Genomic DNA, 20,508 nt, shown 5'->3' on the forward strand with positions numbered 1-20,508 from the left:
GGCCGGGTGGGTCCAGCGAAGAGGAATTTTGCCCAAAAGGCGCGCGCGATGCCAGACGCGCGCACCTTCTCAGTGGGCGGGAAGCGCGAGTGCGGGCTTTTTCAGCGACTGATTCACCCGCTCGAGCTTTTCGAGCGACGCCTGGATGTTCTCCTCCTGAGCGCCTTTCAGGCGGAAGGCGTCGACCACGTTGGCAAGCTCGAACACCTCGACGGCCAGATGGTCGGCGGAGTCGGCGATCATCTGCACCTTGTGGGCGTTTTGCTGGGTCGTGCTGTCCATTTCGGCGATCGCGCCGTTGATCTGGCCGATGCCGCTGCTCTGCTCGCTCGATGCGAGCGTGATCGAGGCCATCAGCTCGCTGACCCGGCTCACCTGCTGCATGACGTTCTCGATCGAGTTTTCTGCCTGTTTCACCGCTGTGCGCCCGCCGTCGACTTCCTGGGTGGCGCTGTCGATCATGCGCCGAATCTCCTGCGCGGCGGTGGCGGAGCGCCCGGCGAGGCTTCGCACCTCGCTTGCCACGACGGCAAACCCGCGGCCGTGCTCGCCGGCGCGGGCCGCCTCGACGGAGGCGTTGAGCGCAAGAATGTTGGTCTGAAAGGCGATGCCGTCGATCACGCCGATCATCTCGGTCATCTTCTCGGCGCTTTGCGCGATGCGCTGCATGCGCTCGACGAGCTGCTCCATCTGCTTGCGGGTATCGCGGGTGCTGCTCGCGTTCTGTTCGGCAAGCTCGCTTGCCTGGCGGGCGTTTTCGGTGTTCTGAGCCACGGTGGCGGTCATCTCGACCATGCTGGAGGCAGTCTGGGCCAGCGCCGTCGCCTGCTGGCTGGTGCGTTGGGAGAGGTTGTCGTTTTCCACCGCGATCTGCTCCACCGCCGGGGTTACGATTGATACGCGATTTTCGACCTCGCCCACCACCGCAGCGAGGCTAAAGCGCATGGTATCGAGCGAATAGAGAAGTTCACCCAGCTCGTCGCCGCTGCGCGCATGCCCGCGGGCGGCCAGGTTGCCGGCGGCCACCTGAAAGGTCATCTGACGCGCGCCCTCTAGCCCCCGGAACACCGAGCGCAGGATCAACGTACTGAGCCCCGCCATGATCAAAAGCCCCAGCCCCAAAAGTGCCAGCTGCGCCCACATCATGTGCCGGCGCTCACGGTGGGCCTGCTCGACCAGCGCCTGGGCCTGCAGGCGCTCCTGCTCCACCAGCTGGCTACTCTGCTCACGAAGCGTTGCCGTGGCGGGAACGACCCCGTCGTTGAACGCCTCGTAAGCAGCGAAGCCGTTGCCGGCAGCGAGCGCCGTTAGCGCCTGGTCGAGCGCGCTGGACCACTGCCCGAGCGTGGCATCGAAAGCGGCGGCTGTGCCGCCCCGGGCGCTTTCGCCTTCGACATCGACGTAGCGCTGCCACTGGGTCTGGATATCGCTCACATACCCCTCGGCGGTGGCGCCGATCGCGGCAAGATCCGCGCCTCTGGGGTTGCGCACGGCGGGCTCGACCAGCTCCACGCTCTGGCCCACGCGGCGCTCGATGCCCTGCAGATCGGCGATCGACTGAAGCCCTGCGGCATCGAGGGTGGCCAGCCGCTCACCGGCGTTGATCAACCCCACGACCCCCAGCGCCCCGGCAAGTCCTAGAAACAGCAGCGCCACCAGCACCATGCCGGTCAGCCGCGCCCTGAGGCTGCCAAACTGCACGCGCCCTATAAGCCCCAGCGCTCCTTTGCGCTTAATGGCACCCTGGCGCACGCGGTAGCCCCTCGAGGCACCCTTCTCGCGCAGCTCGGCGTAAATCCGCTCGGCCAGCGCAATGGCGTCTGGCTCGGCCTTGCGCCGCACCGAGGTGTAGCCAACGATCCGGTCGCCGTCGCGAAGCGCAGCCACGGTGGCGTTGACCCAGTAGTGATCGCCGTTCTTGCGCCGATTCTTGACCAGACCCTGCCAGGTATTGCCCGCCTTGATGGTGTGCCAGAAATCCTTGAACGCCGCCTCAGGCATATCCGGGTGACGAATCATGTTGTGCGGCGAGCCCATCAGCTCGTCGCGCGAATAGCCGCTCACCTTGACGAAGGCGGCGCTGGCATAGGTGACGTTACCGTCGAGATCGGAGCGGGAAATCAGGACGGTTTCATCGTCGAGCACGTATTCGCGCTGCGTGACAGGCTGGTTATTGCGCACTTGGAAGTCCCGTTAACAATGATTAAAGTTGAATTTGCTCCATTATCGACGCCGCTCCAAGCTTTAATTCGACGAATAACCATAAAAAAGCGCCACACTTTTTTACCAGTGTGGCGCATTAAAATTATCATGCTAACGGTATGGCGTCGGCTTCGAGCGCTTTAACGGCGGCCAACGCACGGAGTTACTTGAACACGATATTGGCCACGTCCTTGTAACGATTGGCGAAGTGGACCGTCATACCCTCTTTCAGATAGTCCGGCAGCTCGTCGTAGTCGCGCCGGTTGGGCTCGGGCAGGATCACCTCGAAGATATCGCTGCGCCGGGCGGCGATCACCTTCTCGCGAATGCCGCCCACCGGCAGTACCTGGCCGGTCAACGTCAGCTCGCCGGTCATCGCCAGCGGCCGGTCGATCGCCTTGTGAGTCGCCAGCGACAAAAGCGCGGTAGTCATCGTCACCCCGGCGGAGGGGCCATCCTTGGGCGTAGCGCCTTCGGGCACGTGCAGGTGAACGAACGCCTTGTCGAAGAACTCGGGGTCGGCGCCGTACTCCTTCAAATGGCCCAGCGTATAGCTGTAGGCGATGTTGGCGGACTCCTGCATCACGTCACCGAGCTTGCCGGTAAGCTTGAAACCGCGATCCAGCGAGTGGATCTTGCTCGCCTCGATCGGCAGCGTCGCCCCGCCCATGGAGGTCCAGGCAAGGCCGGTGACCACGCCTTCGCCCTTGAGCACCTTCTCCTTGCGGAACAGCGGCGCGCCAAGAAACTCCTCGAGGTTCTTGAGTGAGATCTTGACCGTCTCTTCCGGCTCTTCTAAAAGCTTGACCGTCGCCTTGCGCACGATGCGGTGGAGCTGTTTTTCGAGCTGGCGCACCCCGGCTTCGCGCGCGTAGCCCTCGATCACCTGCTTGAGCGCGGCGTCGGTCAGGTTGATGCGCTTTTTCGGCAGCTTGTTGCGCTGCAAGAGCTTCGGCCACAGGTGGTGTTTGGCGATCTCCATCTTCTCTTCGGCGATGTAGCCGGAAAGGCGAATCTGCTCCATGCGATCCAGAAGCGGCCCGGGGATCGAGTCCAAGGTATTGGCGGTGCAGACGAACAGCACCTTGGAGAGATCCATGCGCACGTCGAGGTAGTGGTCGAGAAAGTCGACGTTCTGCTCCGGGTCGAGAACCTCGAGAAGCGCCGAGGCCGGGTCGCCCTGGAAGGATTGGCCGAGCTTGTCGATCTCGTCGAGCATGATCACCGGGTTTTCGACCTCGACTTCCTTGAAGGCCTGAACCAGCTTGCCGGGCATCGCGCCCACGTAGGTGCGCCGGTGGCCCTTGATCTCGGCTTCATCGCGCATACCGCCGACGGAGAAGCGGTAGAACTTGCGCCCCAGCGCCTCGGCGATCGAGCGCCCGATGGAGGTCTTGCCCACCCCGGGCGGGCCGACCAGCAGCACGATCGAGCCGCCGACATCGCCCTTGAAAGTGCCCTCGGCGAGAAATTCGACGATGCGCTCCTTCACATCCCCCAGCCCGTCGTGGTCGCGATCCAGCACCTGGCGAGCGTGGTTAAGATCCAGCTTGTCGTCGCTGGTCACGCCCCAGGGAAGCGAGGTGAGCCAGTCGAGGTAGTTGCGCGTGGTGCCGTACTCCGGCGAGCCGGTTTCCAGCACGCTGAGCTTATTGAGCTCCTCGTCGATGCGGCCCTGCACCCGCTCGGGCACTTTCAGCGCCTTCAGTCGCTCGCGGAAGGTGTCGACGTCGTTCTCGCGGTCGCCCTTGGAGATACCGAGCTCGCGCTGGATGACCTTCAGCTGCTCGCGCAAGAAGAACTCGCGCTGGCGCTCCTGCATCTGGGCGTTGACCTGCTCGCTGATCTCGCTTTGCAGCTTGGCGACGTCGATCTCCTTGCGCAGAAGCGGCAGCACCTTGTGCATGCGATCCGCCACCGGGAGCGTGGAAAGAACGTCCTGAAGTTCCGGACCCTTGGCCGAGGTGATCGCCGCGGCGAAATCGGTCAGCGGGCCCGGCTGATTGGGGCTGAAGCGATTGAGATAGTGCTTGAGCTCCTCGCCATACAGCGGATTGATCGGCAAAAGCTCCTTGATGCCGTTGATGATCGCCATGGCGTAGGCGCGGGTCTCTTCGTCCTCGGCGTCGACCGGCTCGCGCGGGTAGCTCACCTCGACCAGGTACGGCGGCTCCTTCGAGAGCCAGCGCTGAATCTTGAAGCGGCGCACGCCCTGAGCGATGAACTGAATCTGCTGATCTTCACTCTTGAGCTTATGCACCTTGACCGCGGTGCCGATCTCGGGGAAGTCCGACTGACCCAGCTCGCTGACACCGTGCTCGCCAACGAAGGCCACGCCCAGGGTGTGGTGCGGGGTATTGCCGACCCGACGCATGGTCTCTTCCCAGCGTTCCTTGTTGATCACCAGCGGCTGCACCTGGGCGGGGAAGAACGGGCGGTTATGGATGGGGAGCAGGTAGATACGCTCCGGCAGCATGTCGCTGGCCGAGACCAACGAGTGAACGCGCTCACCGTCGGAGCGGTGCTCTTCGCGCTCGGCGTCGCTTGCGTCGTCGTCGGTCAACCATACGGGTGAATCGTTATCGTGTTCATGATCCTGGTCGCTCATGCGCCCTCCATCGACTGAGACTGGCGGCAACGCCGCCCGGCATGATCCATGGAATGTGGGCAGTAAAGCGAAACTTCAACCCTGGGCGTGTTCAACGCAGCGGCCGCGAAGGCGCTCGTTGGCGCATTAAAGCGCTTTTACTGTGGCCAGAGCTCGGGCATGGGGCGGCCGTTGACCCGCCACTGGCCGCGAATCACGTCGAACTGAAGCTCGCGGGTACCCAGCGGCAACCCGAGCCAGAGCGCGGCGACCGTCGGGGCGTCGTACCAGACGAAGTCGCCGTCGATGCGCTCGCGCCAGGCGCGCCGGGTACGCGGATCACGTAGATCTTCCAGGGCCAGCGTATCGACCCGGCGGCCGTCGAAAAACAGCGCCCCGTCGGCAGCCACGTTGATTCCCAGCAGCGGGCTTTGAAGCGCGATATGGGTGACGTCCAGGCGCGGCGAGTCGCTCAAGAGCTTGCGTACCTCCGGCTCCAGCCGAGCCATGACGCCTTCGGCCATCGGCCGCTCCGGGTCGCCCCAGGCGGCTTCCAGGCGCACGCGGCGTATGATCTCGCGCACCGCATCGGCGTTGAGCCGGGAAAGCTCCGCTTCGATCTCGCCGCTCAACAGCGCGGTATCCGGGGCTTCGCTGGGCACGTGCACCTCGCCGAGCTCGAGGCGCCCTTTCAGGCGCAGCTCGCTTTCGTCGAGTACCATCTGGCTTTGCAGATCGAGCGGCGCGGCGGTGACCTCGAACTCCGGGTAATAAAGCCGAGTGGAGTCGATGGTGAGATGGTCGCGCTGGATGAAATGATAGGCGTCTTCGGTATAGGTGTAGCGGCTTTCGAGCACGGTCGGGCCGAAGGTGAGAAAGGCGGGGCCGTCGCTCAGCGTAAGCTGGTCGAACAGCGCGCGCAGGCGCCAGTCGCCGAACACGCCCTCCAGGCGCACCCGGGCGCCGCGAACGTCGAGCTCGCGCCCGCCCTGCTGAATGACGAACGGCGCCAGTGCCAGGCGCAGCTCGCTTTTACCGCTGAGCGTGTGGTAGCGCCCTTCCCAGCGCGGCAGCGACAGCGCCGACACCTCGCCGAGGGCCTTTTGCAGGGCGCTGCCAAGGCGCGGCACCAGCGTGCCTTGAACATCGGTGCTCAAGAGCCCATGGCGCGCCTCGTAGGTAAGTTCCAGCTGCCAGGGCCTGCCTAAAAGCGGCGCCAGCACCAGTCGCCCTTCGGAGGTGAGCCAGCCCTGGCGGTTTTCCGGGCGGCTCACCCGCCACTCGCCGCGCGCCTCCAGGTCCTCCAGCGCCTGGTTCAGGCTGCGCTCGAACAGAACGCTCGAGATCAGCTGCGCCACTGCCCACACAAGGGCCACGGTGACGATGATCGGGACAATCAGACGTTCCTTGCGCATGCCAGCTCCTGGAGGACGACGGGAAAGCTCGAAGCGGGTTAAATATCCTGAACGTCGCCGCTGCGAGCGTGCCCGCAAGTCGCGCCAGCGTCAAGCGGGCACGGCTCAGTGCAGCCAGAACCCTCAGTGCAACCAGAACCCTCAGTGCAGCCAGAACCAAAGATGCATGGTGCTCCAGGCGTAGATGCCGGCCATGACGTCATCGATCATGATGCCAAAGCCGCCGGCCACGCGGCGGTCCGCCCAGCGGATCGGCCAGGGCTTGAAGACATCGAAGATACGAAACACGATGAACCCCCAAAGCGCCGCCTCCCAGGAGAAAGGCACCGCCGCCATGGTGATCCAGTAGCCGACGAACTCGTCCCAGACGATGCCCGAGTGGTCGTGAACGCCCAGATCGTGGGAGGTCTTGTCACAAAGCCACACCCCGACGATGAACGCCACCAGCACCAGACTCAAATACCAGCCCAGCGGCAGATCCGCCATGATCCAGTAAAAGGGGATGGCCGCCAGCGTGCCGAAGGTGCCCGGCGCCCAGGGCACCATGCCGCTGCCCAGGCCAAAGGCGAAAAAGTGCGTGGGGCGCCGCCAGACGCTCGGGGGAGCCTTGATCATCGCGCCTCCTCGAAGTGCTGCCAGCCCTGGGCCATCTCGAGCGGCACGCCGTGCACCCCCGGCGTATTTGAGCAGCGCCCGATCACGGTGAGCGAAAGGCCCGTCTTTTCGAGCGCCTGCCGGGCACTGTCCAAGTCCTTTGGGGAAAGCGTGACCAAAAGCTCGTAATCGTCGCCGCCGCCGAGCATCATTTTTTGCGCCTCGCGCTTACCGAACGCATCGACCAGGCCGTCGGCGGCGGGCAGCGCCGCCATATCGAGCTCGGCGCCGACGTTCGAGGCCCGGCGCAAATGGCCAAGATCCGCAAGCAGGCCGTCGGAGATATCGAGCGCCGCACTTGCACGCCCGCGCAGCGCAATGCCCGCTGCCAAACGAGGCTCGGGCAGCAGGTAGCGTGAAAGAAGCGGGTGCGAAAGATCGCGCTCGCCGCGCTGCCAGAGCAAAAGCCCCCCGGCACCGCCGCCAAGCGCCCCGGTCACGGCGATTATATCGCCCGCCCGGGCACCGGCGCGGGTGAGCGCCTGACCGGTCGGCACCTCGCCCATCACCGTGACGCTGATACCCAAAGGCCCCGAGGTCACATCGCCGCCAACCAGCGCGGTGGCGTGGCGCTCGCAGAGCCGGTGAAATCCGCGGGCGAAATCCGCGTACCAGCGAGCGGCCTGATCGGCATGCGCGAAGGCGTCGCGGGGCTGGGTCAGCGCCATGGTGCACCAGCGCGAACCGGCCCCCATCGCGGCCAGGTCGCTGAGTGCCACCGCCAGCGCCCGATGGCCGATCGCCTCGGCGGGGGCGCCAGTGGGAAAGTGAACGTCGACGTTGGAGGTATCGACACTCACCACCAGCTGGCGGCCCGGGCGCAGCTCGAGCAGCGCGGCGTCGTCGCCGCAGCCCAGCGCCACGCCACCTTGCCCGGCGGGTGCCGAGGAAGGCGTTAAAAACCGTTCAATGAGTTCGAATTCGCCCAACACAAAGGCCCCTTTCGATGCCAGCGGGCGCCTCAAAGGCGGCGCGCGCTGACCTCGGCACTGCGTAAGCGGTTGGCCAGCTTATCGAGAATGCCGTTGACGTATTTGTGGCCGTCGGTGGCGCCGAAGGACTTGGCCAGCTCCACGCCTTCGTTGATCGCCACGCGGTAAGGCACTTCCAGGCGTTTGGCGAGCTCATAAGCGCCCAAGCGCAGGATGGCAAGCTCCACCGCGTCCAGGTCCTCGAGCCGGCGATCCAGCAGCGGCGCGATTTCGCGGTCGAGCTCGGCCTTGTGCCGCGCGGTTTCCTGAAACAAGGTATGAAACAGCGCCTTGTCGGCAATCTGCATCACCTTGACCCAGTTTTCGTGATCTTCCAGATCGTCGTCGGCGAGCTGGCTACGAAACTCTGCCTCGACCGTGGTGGCGGACTTGCCGGTCATCTCCCACTGGTAGAGCGCTTGTACTGTCAGCTCCCGCGCCGCGCGCCGCGCCTGCTGGGCCGCGCTCGGCTTTCGCTGTTCACGCTCGCTCATGAGGCGTCTCCTGCGGGCAGCGCGCGCAAGAGTGACACCATCTCCATCGCCGCCATGGCGGCTTCAGTGCCCTTGTTGCCGGCCTTGGTACCGGCGCGCTCGATCGCCTGCTCGATCGACTCGACGGTCAGCACGCCGTTGGCCACCGGGGTATCGAACTCGAGCTGCAGGTGGTTGATCGCGGTATTGCAGCCGCCAGCCACGTACTCGAAGTGCGGCGTGCCGCCGCGAATCACCGCGCCCAGCGCGATCACCGCGTCGGGTTTCAAGGTCTTGAGCACGCGCTTGACTGCCAGCGGCAGCTCCCAGGCGCCGGGAACGTGAACCAGATGAATGTTTTCGGCGTCCACGCCGTGGCGGGTCAGGCTGTCGACTGCGCCTTCGACGAGGCTATCGACCACGTGGTGGTTGAACCGCCCCACCACGATGACGTACCGGCCATCGACATCGACGAAACTGCCTTCAATTTGCGAAAGGGATTGCATCTATTTTTTCCTACGTGATGATCGTATCAGGACGCTCTATCGGGCTCGCCGGTCGGTGCGACCAGCTCGACCACTTCGAGATCGAAACCCGAGAGCGCTGAAAATTTCCACGGCGAACTCAAAAGCCGCATCTTGCCCACGCCCAGATGGCGCAGAATCTGCGACCCGGTGCCGATGGTCAGATAGTTACCGGCGCCGTCGGAGTCGCTGCTGCGTGGCATCTGTACACGCCCCAGAAACACCTCCAGCTGCTCTTTCAAATCAGGGCTCGGGCGGCCTTCGTCGATCAGTACCAGCACGCCGGCATCCGCCGCGGCGATCTCCTCGAGGGCGCGGTGAGCGTGCCAGCGCGACGACGAGGCGTGGGTCAGCCCGAGCACGTCGCGAAGCGTGTCGGCCAGGTGCACGCGCACCGTGGTCGCACGCTCCGGCGTTGGGCGCCCTTTCACCAGCGCCAGGTGGTGGCCGCCCTGCAGCCGGTCGCGAAACACGTACAGGGTCAGCGGCCCGTGGGCGGTCGTCACCTGGGTAGTCTCGGTAAGCTCGACGGTCTGCTCGTTGACCATGCGGTAGTGGATCAGCTCGGCGATGGTGCCCATCTTGATGCCGTGGGTTCTGGCGAACGCCTCGAGCTGCGGGCGCCGCGCCATGGTGCCGTCGTCGTTCATGATCTCACAGATCACCCCGCTCGGGTCGCACCCGGCAAGGGCGGCCAGATCGCAGGCAGCCTCGGTATGGCCGGCACGGCGCAGCACGCCGCCGGGTTCGGCCATCAGCGGAAAGATGTGGCCGGGCTGGACGATATCCGAGGCGCGGGCGTTCGGGGCGGCGGCGGCCTGCACGGTGCGCGCCCGATCCGCGGCGGAGATCCCGGTGGTCACGCCTTCGCGCGCCTCGATCGAGAGCGTGAACTTGGTGCCAAAGCCGGAGCCGTTTTGCCCCACCATCAGCGGCAGATTCAGCCGCTCGCAGCGCTCGCGGGTCATCGGCATGCAGATCAGCCCGCAGGCGTGGCGCGCCATGAAGTTGATATGCTCGGGCTGCACCTTCTCGGCGGCCATGATGATATCGCCTTCGTTCTCGCGATCCTCGTCGTCCATGAGAATCACCATCTTGCCAAGGCGAATGTCCTCGACCAGTTCGGCAATCGAGGACAAACCTTCTGAAGATAAACCTTCCGAAGAGGCACTTTCCGAGGAGGCACTTTCCGAAGATAGGCCGTCTGAAGAGGTAGTCACCTGAACGTCTCCCATGAAATGACCGCACAGCGTGCGACGTTGCGCGCAAGGGTACCGTGGCTGGCCCCATCACGCCAGATTGCGCCCCGGCGCCCCTGGTGGTTCATACGCCGGCGGCGTCGCCGGTTTGCGGCTCGCGCGGGGTGGCGATGATGCGCCAGTCGCTGCCCACTGCGCGAATATCCTGAATATCGAGGCGCTTCTGGTGCGCCATTTCGGTCAGCCCCGGCAGCGCGAACAAGGGCCGCGCCTCGCCACCCAGAAGCGTGGGCGCGACAAAAAGCTGCAGCTCGTCGACGAGCCCGGCGTCGAGCAAGGCGCCGGCCAGCGTCGCGCCGGTTTCGACCAGCACTTCGTTGATGTCGTACTCGCGGGCCAGAAAACCGAGCATGTCGGTAAGCGACACCCGCCCGGCTTTCACCGCAGGCATGACGTGAATGATCGCCCCCGCCGCTTCGAGTTTTTGGCGTTTCTCTTCACTATGCGCCTCGGTGGTGATCACCAGCGTGCGCCCCGGCTCCTGCAGGCAGGCCGCGGCCAGCGGCAGGCGCAGAGTGGAGTCCATGATCACGCGAAGCGGCTGACGGCGAGCGACCGCTCTAGCGTTGTCGAGCCCCAGCTGCTCGGCGCGAACCGTCAGCCGCGCATCGTCGAGAATGATCGACTCGACGCCGCTCAAAATGGCGCTCGAGCGCGCGCGCAGGCGCTGCACCTGGCGCCGGGCATCCGGCCCAGTGATCCACTGCGACTCACCGGAGCCCATGGCGGTGCGCCCGTCCAGGCTCATCGCCATTTTAAGCCGCACGAAGGGGCGCCCACCCTGCATCCGCGAGACGAACCCGGGATTGAGCGCGCGCGCCTGCGCTTCAAGAAGCCCTACCTCGACCCGAGCCCCCGCCTGTCGCAGATGCTCGATACCGCGCCCGGCCACCTGCGGGTTGGGGTCGACCATCGCCACCACCACGCGCGCCACACCGGCGCGGGCCAGCGCTTCGCAACAGGGGCCGGTGCGCCCGGTGTGCGAGCAGGGCTCGAGCGACACGTACGCCGTCGCCCCGAACGCGGCCTCGCCGGCGGCCTCGAGCGCGAACACCTCGGCGTGGGGCTCGCCGGCCTTCTCGTGATAGCCCTCGCCGACGACGCGGCCATTTTCCGCGTCACCTTCATCAAAGCGAACGATCACACAGCCCACACATGGATTGGGGTCGGTGGTATAGCGCCCCTTTTTGGCAAGCGCAATGGCGCGGGCCATGTAAACGTGATCCTGATGCGTGAAGATGGCCTCCATCAGGGCTCCTCACTCGGCGCTGAGCCGGACTCGCTGCCCTTCGGCGCCAGCCGGTCGATTTCGGCGCGAAACTCGTCCAGATCCTGGAACTTGCGATAGACCGAGGCGAAGCGAATGTAGGCCACCTGATCGAGTCCAGTCAGCGCGTTCATTACCGCCTCGCCGATATCGCGGGCGTTGACCTCGCGCTCGCCCTGGGCGCGCAGCTGCTGGCGGATACGCTCGACGGCGGCTTCGATCGCCTCGGCGCTGACCGGGCGCTTCTCCAGCGCTCTGAGCATACCGGCGCGCAGCTTGGCTTCATCGAAGCTCTCCCGCGAACCGTCGGACTTCACCACCCGGGGCATGATCAGCTCTGCGGTTTCGTAGGTGGTAAAGCGCTCATGGCAGTTGGCGCACTGGCGGCGGCGGCGCACCTGGTCGCCATCGGCCACCAGTCGCGAATCGGTCACCCGCGTATCATTAGCGCCACAAAAAGGGCAATGCATGGCCGTCCACCTATGGTTAAAACAGAGTGTTAAAGCAGTAAGCGGCGCTCTCGCCGCGCTTTCGCAGGATACGCCGTCAGGAAAATGCGCGACTCGCCCGCGCTTTCCTGACGACCAACGCTCGAGCCCGCCCTTGCTTGATTCGCCAACAAACGCCGGCATAACCTAGCATTGTAACGATTTGGCACACAAGCTGCAGCGTTTGTCACCGATACCCGATCACCCTGGCTTCAGGAGAATACGTAATGTCCGTTTTCGATCAAACGCTTAATCGCTACCTGACCCACCTTTACGGCCCCAGAGCCGGCGAGGTCGCAAGGCGTATCGGCCAGCATATCGCCTATTTCGAGCGCGCGCGCGCCGCAGGCGAAAGCCAGGACGGCATCCCGGTGGCCAGGCGCGACCCGGCCCCGAGCGGAGCACCATTATGGAGCGAAAAGGATCAATGGGTCATCTGTTACGGCGACTCGATTCTGGCCGAGGGCACCGCGCCGCTGACCGTTTTGAGCGATTTTCTGCACACGCATTTGCGTGACTGCATCAGCGGGGTGCACGTGCTGCCGTTTTTCCCCTGGAGCAGCGACGACGGCTTTTCGGTGGTGCACTATCGTGAAGTAAACCCGGAGCTCGGCGACTGGTCGCACATCCGCGAGCTTGCTGGCCAGTTCGACCTGATGGGTGACCTGGTGCTCAACCACGTCTCGCGGGAATCGCTCTGGTTCGTCGATTACCTCACCGGCAGCCTCCCCGGGCGCGACTTCTTCATCGAGGTCGACCCGGAGACCGACGTCTCCCAAGTCACCCGCCCGCGAAGCAGCCCGCTGCTGGTGCCGGTGGCCACGCGCCGGGGTACGCGCCACCTCTGGGCGACGTTCTCCGACGACCAGATCGATCTCAACTTCGAAAACCCGGACGTGCTGCTGGAGTTCGTGGGCATTCTGCTGTTTTACCTCCTGCAGGGCATTCGCATCATCCGCCTCGACGCGGTGGCGTTTCTATGGAAGCGCCTGGGCACCAACTGCATCCATCTGCCGGAAACCCACACCGTGGTACGGCTTCTGCGCGCCATCGTCGACGAGGTCGCGCCCGGCACGCTGTTGATCACCGAAACTAACGTGCCCCATGCGGAGAACATCAGCTACTTCGGGCTCGAGCGGCTAAGCCCGGCGGCGACGGACCCGGTGCCCGCCGCGGATGAAGCGCACATGGTGTACCAGTTCGCCCTGCCGCCGCTTCTGCTTCATACCCTGACCCGCGGCGAAACCGCAACGATGCAGGCCTGGCTTGCCAGCCTCCCACCGCTTCCAGATAACTGCACCTATCTCAACTTCACCGCCAGCCACGACGGCATCGGCGTGCGCCCGCTCGAGGGTCTGCTGCCGGATCACGAACGCGATGCCCTTCTGGAGCTGATGCACCGCTTCGGCGGCTTCGTCAGCATGCGCAGCAACCCGGATGGCACCGACACCGCCTACGAGATCAACATTACCTGGTTCGAGGCGATGCGCGGCACCCGGCGCGGGCCGGACCCCTGGCAGATCGCGCGATTTCTGTGCAGCCAGGCGATCATGCTCACCCTGCAGGGCATCCCCGCGCTCTACATCCACACCCTGACCGGCTCGCTCAACGACCATGAAGGCGTGGAGCGAAGCGGGCGGCTACGCTCGATCAACCGCCACCGCTGGCAGCGCGACACCCTCGAGCTTTTGCTGGAAAACCCGAACACCCCCACGCATGATATCTTTCTAGCGCTGCAGGCGCTGTTGAAACGCCGCTGCGCCGAGCCCTGCTTTCACCCGGCGGCGCCCCAGCGCGTGCTGGAAAGTCACGAAAGCGTGCTGGCAATCGAGCGTGGCCCGCTCGAGAATGGCCGCATGCTGCTGGGGCTTTTTAACGTCACCGACCAGCCCGCCCCGCTCGAAACGGCCGGCTCGGCGGTCATCGACACTCTCGACGCTCGGCGCTGGCAATCGCTCGACGACTCAATCGCCTGGCCCCAGGAGCGTACGCTGCCACCCTACGCCGTGCGCTGGCTGGTCAGCACGCCGGGCTAAGCACGGCCTCTTTTCACCTTCGATGCGAGAACCTCATGCACACAAGGCTCACCCCCGCTTTCGTTGCCCTGTTGACCGGCGCTTATCTGGCCCCGGCGCTGGCGTCAGAGTCTACTCTTCCCGCCCCCGTTCAGGCGCTTCGCGATCAGGGCCTTACCATTCACGAGCGCTTCGACGCCCCCGGCGGGCTGACCGGGTTCGGCGCCAGCGCCCAGGGCCAGGAGGTGATCGTTTATCTCACTCCGGACGGCGAACACGCCGTGATCGGCACGCTCTACGATAGCGAAGGGGAAAACCTGACCGAGCAGCAGCTCGAGGCGGCGGTGCGCGTCCCGCTCGAGGCGCAAACCTGGCAGAGCCTGGAGCAGAGCCACTGGATTCAGGACGGCGACGAGAACGCGCCGCGCACGATATACATGTTCACCGACGCCAACTGCACCTACTGTAAACGGCTCTGGCGCCAGACGCGCCCCTGGGTCGACGCCGGCCAGGTGCATATTCGCCATATCATGGTCGGCATTCTCGCCCCCTCGAGCCCGGCGCTGGCCGCAACGATTCTGGCCGCCGACGACCCCACCGCTGCGCTTACGGCCCACAGCGAAGGCGAGCCTCTCGAACCCGCCGCTCAAGCCCGCGAGATCGAAGAGCAGGTCTACACCAACAACCAGCTTTTCGAGGAGCTTGGCCTGGTCGCCACGCCCACCACCGCGTTCAAACGCGAAACCGACGACGGCCTGATACGACTGGATCGTATCGAAGGGCTGCCCTCCAATGCGCGCTTGGTCGAGATGATGGGGAGTGAGGCGCCCAACGGCGGCGCATCAACCTCTGAATAATTAAGCCGTTCTGGTTAATGCCCTGCTTCCCGGTGCCGATAGGTATGGCATCCATCACCATCAATAATGCCGGGAACACCATGTTGACACGACTGACGCTGAACCAACGCCTCTGGGGCATACTCGCTCTCATCTGCCTTGCGATGATGATACTGGTCGGCTGGCTGACCTGGGATACCCGGCAAACCATCGAACAGGAGCGCCGAGCCAGCCTCAAGCAGGTGGTCGAAAGCCTGGGCAATCAGCTGGAAAGCCTTCAAACGCGCGCCCGCCAGGGCGATCTTACGCTGGAGCAGGCCCAGCAGCGCGCGATCGAGAGCATCGCCAATGCCCGGTTCGGCGACAATGATTACATTTTCGCCTTCGACGACGCGCTGCATATCGTTGCCCACCCGCATCGCGAGCGCGGCGATGACATGAGCGCCCTCACGGATGCCAGCGGCATGCTCCTGTACCCGGTGCTACTCGAGGCGGCACGCGGTGGCGGCGGCTACGTCGACTACTTCTCCCGTCGCAGCGCCGATAGCGAAGAGCAGTTTCCCAAGATCAGCTACTTCGCCTACCTGCCCGACTGGGACTGGGCTTTCGGTGCCGGCGTTTACGTCGACGATATCAACGAAGCGTTCGTGGCAAGCCTGCTGCGTTCGCTGATCGCCCTGCTGCTGGTCGGTATTCCCGTGGCGCTGCTGATGGGGTGGGTGATTCGCGATGTAGCCAAGCGCCTTGGCGGCGACCCGCGCTACGCGGCCACTGTCGTCAGCCAGATCGCCGATGGCGACTTGACCCGCGACACTCGACTCGTCGCGACAGATCGCGCGAGCCTGCTCTTCGACATCAACCGTATGCGCGAGGCGCTGGCGACGACCATCGGCGGAATCCACCAGGGGGCCGACCAGGTCAATGACGGCGTCGAAAGGATCGTCGGCGTCAACGAGGAGCTTTCCACCCGCACCGAGCAGCAGGCCGCATCGCTTGCCGAGACCGCCTCGAGCATGGAAGAGCTCACCGCCACGGTGAAGCAGAACGCCGAACACGCCGACCACGCGCGCGAACTCGCCGACGCCACGGCGAAAAGCGCCAGGCGCGGCAGCGACTCCATGACCGCAGTGGTGAGCACCATGGACGCCATCAACGAAAGCGCCGCGCAAATGAGCAGCATCGTCAATACCATCGACTCCATCGCCTTTCAGACCAACATTCTGGCGCTCAACGCCTCGGTGGAGGCCGCACGGGCCGGCGAGCAGGGCCGAGGGTTCGCCGTGGTGGCAAACGAGGTGAGAAGCCTGGCCGGGCGCTCCGCCACCGCCGCCCAGGAGATCAAGAAGCTGATCGAGGCCTCCGGCGTCAAGGTGGCAGAAGGCAGCGAACGCGTGCGCGATACCGGCGAGGTCATCAAGGGCGTGGTCGACGATATGCAGCAGCTCAATACGCTGATCCAGGAGATCTCCGCGGCCACCCGCGAGCAGAGCAGCGGTATCGAGCAGGTCAACGTCGCCGTGACTCAGATGGACCAGATGACCCAGCAAAACGCCGGGCTGGTTCAGCAAAGCAATCACGCCACCCAGACCCTGGCAACGCTGTGCGAGCAGCTGCGCCAGCGGGTCGCCAACTTTCGCATCGCGCCATCGAACGCAGCGAGCGTCGCAGCGCTCCCCGCGCCCCACCACGAGAGTGCCGACTGGGAACGCTTCTAAACGCCCGCGGCTCAAAGGCCCCACCACGCTGACAGTGTGGTAATGCCGTTCAGTTAGGCCTGGTTGGGGTTGTGGGAGGGAGCTTCAGCTCGCGACGGGTGGCCAAGCCAAGGCACCTGACGGCGCCATTCGCCCGCTAAAGCGGCCTCCCACATGAGATTTGTGCCTCCTATTGATACCTACATGTCTTGACTGAACGGCATTACGGCAGTGTGGGGCTTTATTCAAAAGTTCAAGGGCAACATTCAAGAACTGATGAATAACCTTGCAGAGGGTGGGGTCGTAGGAGCCCACTTCAGTGGGCGAAGGCGGCGCCCGCCGCCCGGTCAGGGCACCCGCCCCCGGCAGCGCGGTGCGCTGCGTCGCTGGCTGTAGCCTGCCCCTATAGAGCCGTTATCAATGGCGGTAGAATAAGGTTAAACATCGCCTTCATTGTCCCGCTCGACCGCTTCGCGCATGCGGGCGAGCAGGTCGGGCACGGCGGCCTGGACGCGGTTCCAGCTGGGGATGAAGGGGCGCTCGCGGGGGTTGTCGAGAAACAGGTTGCCCGCTTCCAGCAGGTTGCTGGCGAATAGCTCCACCGCCTGCTCTTCGCTGTGACGGTCCAGGCTCAGCCCGTTCATGGTGGCGTCGTGGTCGTAGGCTTCGATCAGATCCAGCGCCAGGCGGTAGTAGGTGGCCTTGAGGGTACGAAAATCCTCGCTGCTGAAGCTCACACCCTGGGTTGCCAGCTTGCGGTAGAGCGCCTTGGCGATATCCAGACTCATACGGTTGAGCCCGGCGCTGGCATCGGCCTCGCTGACCGGCTGATGCTTGTGGTCGTAGGCGTCAGCGATATCCACCTGGCAAATCTGGCGCATCGAGTAGTTGCGCTGAAGCTCGGAAAGCACGCCGATCTCCAGGCCCCAGTCGGCGGGAATGCGAATGCCCTCGAGTACGTCGCTGCGCATGGCGAACTCGCCGGAAAGCGGGTAGCGAAAGCAGTCCAGGTAGTCCAGATAGGGAAGCGGCCCACATACGGTTTTCAGCGCGCGCAGAAGCGGTGTGACCATCAAGCGCGACACCCGGCCGTTGAGCTTGCCTTCGGCGATGCGCGGATAGTAGCCCTTGCAAAAGCTGTAGTTCAGCCGCGGGTGCGCCACCGGATACATCAGCCGCGCTAATAGCCCGCGGTCGTAGGTCAGGATATCGCAGTCGTGAAGCCCGACCACCGCCGAGCGGTTGGAGGCCAGCATATAGCCAGCGCAGTACCAGACGTTGCGTCCCTTGCCGGGCTCGACCGACCCCAGCCCCTGCTCGTCGAGCTCGCCCTGTAGCGCCTTGAGGCGCGGGCCGTCGTTCCAGAGAATGCGCGTGTGCTGGGGCAGGCGCGAGAAGAACTCGCGGGCGTAGAGAAACTGCTCGCGGTCGGCGCGGTCGAGCCCGATCACGATTTCGCTCAAATAGGGCACGTGCTTGAGTTCGTCGATGATCGCCGAGAGCGCCGGGCCTTCGAGCTCGGAAAACAGCGAGGGTAGAATCAGCCCCATCGGCCGGCGCTCGGCAAACCCGCACAGGTCGCGCTCGAGTGCCTCGACCGGTCGCCGGGTCAGGTTGTGAAAGTCCGTGATCAAACCGTTCTGATGAAAGTCGCTCATGTGCCCTCTCTGGCGTAGCGCCCGGTTATGTATCGAGGTGTTGATCAGAGTGCGGCGGTGTCGCCTGCCGTGGTCAGCCGCTGGTCATCGACGCCCCACCAGTGCGCCAGGCCCTCGACCCAGCCCGCCGGCCCAAACGCTTGGGTGCGATAGAGCGCGGCGTTGGCCGGCTCGACGGTCAAATCGTGACGCCCCTTGATCACCACCGCCTGATCGACCGCCTCGAGCATTTCGAGATCGTTGGGGCCGTCGCCCAGGCCCAGGGTCAGCGGCGCGCGGCCGCGAAGCGAGGAGAAGCGCTTGATCAGCCAGCTCACCGCACTCCCCTTATGGGAGGATGCGACCATGACGTGGTGAAAACGCCCGCCCTGGGTAAGCGCGAGCCCGTCGCTTTCGAGCGCGCGTTGAAACGCCTCCAGCGCTTGGTCGCTGTCCTCCCAGACCAGAGGCTCGCTGCCTTCGCGCTGGCGAGCCGCTCGAGCGCGGGTTTCGTCGAGCCCGGTCAGCGCGATGAGCTCCGCCATGGACATTTCGCCCATGCGGGTAAAGCGAATGCCAAGGCGCTCGCGCCAGACGTTCAAACGCGCGCGGATGAAACGACTATCGACGCCGGTATGCTTGATGACGACGCTGTCGCGGGCGTCGCCCGGGCGGTCGAGGCTTGGATGGCACCACCCCGGCGGTAGACCGATCACCGCGCCATTTTCGGCCACGAACGGGGTCGCGGTCAGGTTCAGCGCCTGGCGCAGCGGAATCAGTTCGGCGCGGGTCTTGCTGGTCACGGGGATCACCGGCACCCCAATCGCGCGAAGGCGCGCAAGCGAGGCGGCGGCGGGAGAGAAATCGTAGCTATCGTGGTCGAGCAGCGAGCCGTCCAGGTCGGTGACGACCAGCCGCGGCTCGAAAGCGGGGTCCAGCTCCGGCGCTACCGGCGTTGAAGAAAGGGCGTGTTCCGACATGAGGTTACCTTCCGGCTTGTTGCATGGAAAAACGATTCCATGAAACAACCTCTAGCAGGTTGCGTGCCACCGCCGGTATCGTCTTTTAAATCATCAAGTTGAAAATAATCAAAAGCTAAAGCGGGTAACGAGCACCACAAAGGTGCGACTTGAATGCACTTTAATAATGCAATTAAAAAAGCGCCGAAGCGATATGCCACCGGCGCTGAACTGACCTCAAGTTGGACAAGCGTGTAGTAGCGTACAATTTTTTTGAAAAAACCTTGGCAGAAGCGCGATAATGTCTATACTCAAATTGTACCTGCTGGCGGCCTTGTACACCCCCTCACCTGACGCCAGCAGCCTACACCGAGCCAAGCCCTAACTGACCCGCCCTCCCCCGGCGGGTCTTTTTTATGCGTCGCTTTTATTCGCTCATCGCGACCCCGCTATCCTCTATCACTCGACATGAATGACAACTTCGACCCGGCGATTGCGCGCGCGTCCTTCGGCGGTGGCGTTGTCCTCGAGCGGGTGCGTGGCGGCGAGTCCTACCGCGCGCAGCCTGCCCGGCTCGACCCCGGCGGCCTGCAGCGCCTCGACGATGGCGATGGCGCGGGCGCTCGACAGCGCCCAGTTGGAGGAGTACTCCGGCGTATTGATCGACTGGCTATCGGAGTGGCCCTCGACGGAGACCTCGCCATCGAAGCGCTGGATGGTTTCCAGCAGGCTTGCCACCAGCGAGGCGCCGTCGTCGGTCAGCTCGGCCGCGGCGGAGGGAAACAGCAGCCGGTCCTGCACGCGCAGGCTGATGCCTTCGGCCACGCGGGCAACCTCCACGCCTTCCAGATTCGGCAGATAAAGCGACTCACTCACGCGCTGGGCGACACTGACCGCGCTTTCGATCGCCTCTTCGCTTATGGGCACCGCGTTGACCGGCGGCTCGTCGGTCAGAATCACCATGTAGTCGGCCAGCGGCGCGGCCGGGGGTGGCACCCGGCTTGCGCGCTCGGCAAACAGCGGCGCTGGCAAAAGCCACTCGAACGCGGGCGCCTGCTCCACTGTGTCTTCCATTGGTGCGACCGGTGCGCGCGCCAGCAACTCCGGCGGCAGCGGTACCGCCGCAGGAGCCACCACCGCTTTGGGCCGCGGGCCGGCCACGCCGAGGGCGGCGCTGATCGCCATCGGGCTCAACTCGCCAGGCGTAGGCGCGGGAAGTGCCGCCCCCCGGCGCGCCAGCGGCTCGGGTAGCGGCACCTGGGGCACGGTATCGCGCATCGCCTGTATCGGCGGCTGGGCGAGCGCTTCCGGTTCGCTGCTCGACCAGCCGGGGCGCACGTTGGCCGCGGCGATAATGACCACGAACAGCGTCACCAGCAGCGTCATGATATCGAGGTAGCTGATCATCCAACCGCTGTTGACGTCCTCGGCCGGATAAACGGACATGAGCGAGTCGTGGCGCAAGCCGCCGCGATGGTCTTCAAGCATGGGGGTGTTTACTCACTGCATTCGGGCTCAAGTGTGTCG

The 20,508-nt window shown here is 64.6% G+C and carries 16 protein-coding genes; 3 read left to right on the top strand and 13 right to left on the bottom strand.

Going from position 1 to position 20,508, the window contains the following annotated elements:
- Positions 1 to 69: 69 nt before the first annotated feature.
- From ACGK9R_RS15975 to nrdR, 10 genes are all read right to left on the bottom strand, one after another.
- Positions 70 to 2,181 (bottom strand): methyl-accepting chemotaxis protein, encoded by a 2,112-nt coding sequence (locus ACGK9R_RS15975; RefSeq protein ID WP_394583104.1) that lies wholly within the window; start codon positions 2,179 to 2,181, stop codon positions 70 to 72.
- A gap of 184 nt (positions 2,182 to 2,365) precedes the next feature.
- Positions 2,366 to 4,810 carry an endopeptidase La gene (lon, locus tag ACGK9R_RS15980; RefSeq protein WP_394583106.1) on the bottom strand — a complete coding sequence of 815 codons (2,445 nt, stop codon included), beginning with the start codon at positions 4,808 to 4,810 and terminating at the stop codon, positions 2,366 to 2,368.
- Positions 4,811 to 4,947: 137 nt separating this feature from the next.
- Positions 4,948 to 6,204: a DUF945 family protein gene (locus ACGK9R_RS15985; protein ID WP_394583108.1), complete on the bottom strand. Its 1,257-nt coding sequence runs from the start codon at positions 6,202 to 6,204 to the stop codon at positions 4,948 to 4,950.
- Positions 6,205 to 6,345: 141 nt separating this feature from the next.
- Positions 6,346 to 6,819 (bottom strand): phosphatidylglycerophosphatase A, encoded by a 474-nt coding sequence (locus ACGK9R_RS15990; RefSeq protein WP_394583110.1) that lies wholly within the window; start codon positions 6,817 to 6,819, stop codon positions 6,346 to 6,348.
- A complete protein-coding gene (gene thiL / locus ACGK9R_RS15995) occupies positions 6,816 to 7,790 on the bottom strand; it encodes a thiamine-phosphate kinase (RefSeq protein WP_394583112.1) in 975 nt (324 codons plus the stop codon). The genes ACGK9R_RS15990 and thiL overlap by 4 nt, the downstream gene beginning before the upstream one ends.
- A 29-nt stretch (positions 7,791 to 7,819) precedes the next feature.
- On the bottom strand, positions 7,820 to 8,323 hold the full coding sequence (gene nusB, locus ACGK9R_RS16000) for a transcription antitermination factor NusB (protein ID WP_394583114.1): 504 nt from the start codon (positions 8,321 to 8,323) through the stop codon (positions 7,820 to 7,822).
- Positions 8,320 to 8,808, bottom strand: a complete 489-nt coding sequence (gene ribE, locus ACGK9R_RS16005) for a 6,7-dimethyl-8-ribityllumazine synthase (protein ID WP_394583116.1) — start codon at positions 8,806 to 8,808, stop codon at positions 8,320 to 8,322. Before ribE ends, nusB begins: the two co-directional genes overlap by 4 nt.
- A gap of 26 nt (positions 8,809 to 8,834) precedes the next feature.
- The gene (gene ribBA, locus ACGK9R_RS16010) at positions 8,835 to 9,965 is read right to left on the bottom strand and encodes a bifunctional 3,4-dihydroxy-2-butanone-4-phosphate synthase/GTP cyclohydrolase II (RefSeq protein WP_394583196.1); all 1,131 of its coding nucleotides are present in this window, start codon (positions 9,963 to 9,965) and stop codon (positions 8,835 to 8,837) included.
- Between the two features lie 184 nt (positions 9,966 to 10,149).
- A complete protein-coding gene (gene ribD, locus ACGK9R_RS16015; protein WP_394583118.1) occupies positions 10,150 to 11,334 on the bottom strand; it encodes a bifunctional diaminohydroxyphosphoribosylaminopyrimidine deaminase/5-amino-6-(5-phosphoribosylamino)uracil reductase RibD in 1,185 nt (394 codons plus the stop codon).
- A complete protein-coding gene (gene nrdR, locus ACGK9R_RS16020) occupies positions 11,334 to 11,822 on the bottom strand; it encodes a transcriptional regulator NrdR (RefSeq protein WP_394583119.1) in 489 nt (162 codons plus the stop codon). The genes ribD and nrdR overlap by 1 nt, the downstream gene beginning before the upstream one ends.
- A gap of 245 nt (positions 11,823 to 12,067) precedes the next feature.
- Here nrdR and ACGK9R_RS16025 point away from each other — a divergent pair, with 245 nt between their 5' ends.
- From ACGK9R_RS16025 to ACGK9R_RS16035, 3 genes are all read left to right on the top strand, one after another.
- Entirely contained in the window at positions 12,068 to 13,876 is a 1,809-nt protein-coding gene (locus tag ACGK9R_RS16025) for a sugar phosphorylase (protein WP_394583121.1), read from the top strand.
- A 35-nt stretch (positions 13,877 to 13,911) separates the two neighbouring features.
- On the top strand, positions 13,912 to 14,712 hold the full coding sequence (gene dsbG / locus ACGK9R_RS16030; protein WP_394583123.1) for a thiol:disulfide interchange protein DsbG: 801 nt from the start codon (positions 13,912 to 13,914) through the stop codon (positions 14,710 to 14,712).
- An 83-nt stretch (positions 14,713 to 14,795) separates the two neighbouring features.
- Positions 14,796 to 16,406: a methyl-accepting chemotaxis protein gene (locus tag ACGK9R_RS16035; RefSeq protein ID WP_394583198.1), complete on the top strand. Its 1,611-nt coding sequence runs from the start codon at positions 14,796 to 14,798 to the stop codon at positions 16,404 to 16,406.
- A gap of 416 nt (positions 16,407 to 16,822) precedes the next feature.
- On the opposite strand, the gene ACGK9R_RS16040 is transcribed toward ACGK9R_RS16035, so the two are convergent.
- The 3 genes from ACGK9R_RS16040 to ACGK9R_RS16050 form a co-directional block, all read right to left on the bottom strand.
- Positions 16,823 to 18,043, bottom strand: a complete 1,221-nt coding sequence (locus ACGK9R_RS16040; protein WP_394583125.1) for a glycosyl transferase — start codon at positions 18,041 to 18,043, stop codon at positions 16,823 to 16,825.
- A gap of 44 nt (positions 18,044 to 18,087) precedes the next feature.
- On the bottom strand, positions 18,088 to 19,002 hold the full coding sequence (locus tag ACGK9R_RS16045; protein WP_394583127.1) for an HAD-IIB family hydrolase: 915 nt from the start codon (positions 19,000 to 19,002) through the stop codon (positions 18,088 to 18,090).
- A 438-nt stretch (positions 19,003 to 19,440) separates the two neighbouring features.
- Positions 19,441 to 20,427, bottom strand: coding sequence for an OmpA family protein (locus ACGK9R_RS16050; protein ID WP_394583129.1), 987 nt, complete (start codon positions 20,425 to 20,427; stop codon positions 19,441 to 19,443).
- Positions 20,428 to 20,508 lie beyond the last annotated feature (81 nt).

Origin of the sequence: Halomonas sp. HNIBRBA4712, assembly GCF_043558675.1 — a bacterium.
GTDB lineage: Bacteria > Pseudomonadota > Gammaproteobacteria > Pseudomonadales > Halomonadaceae > Vreelandella.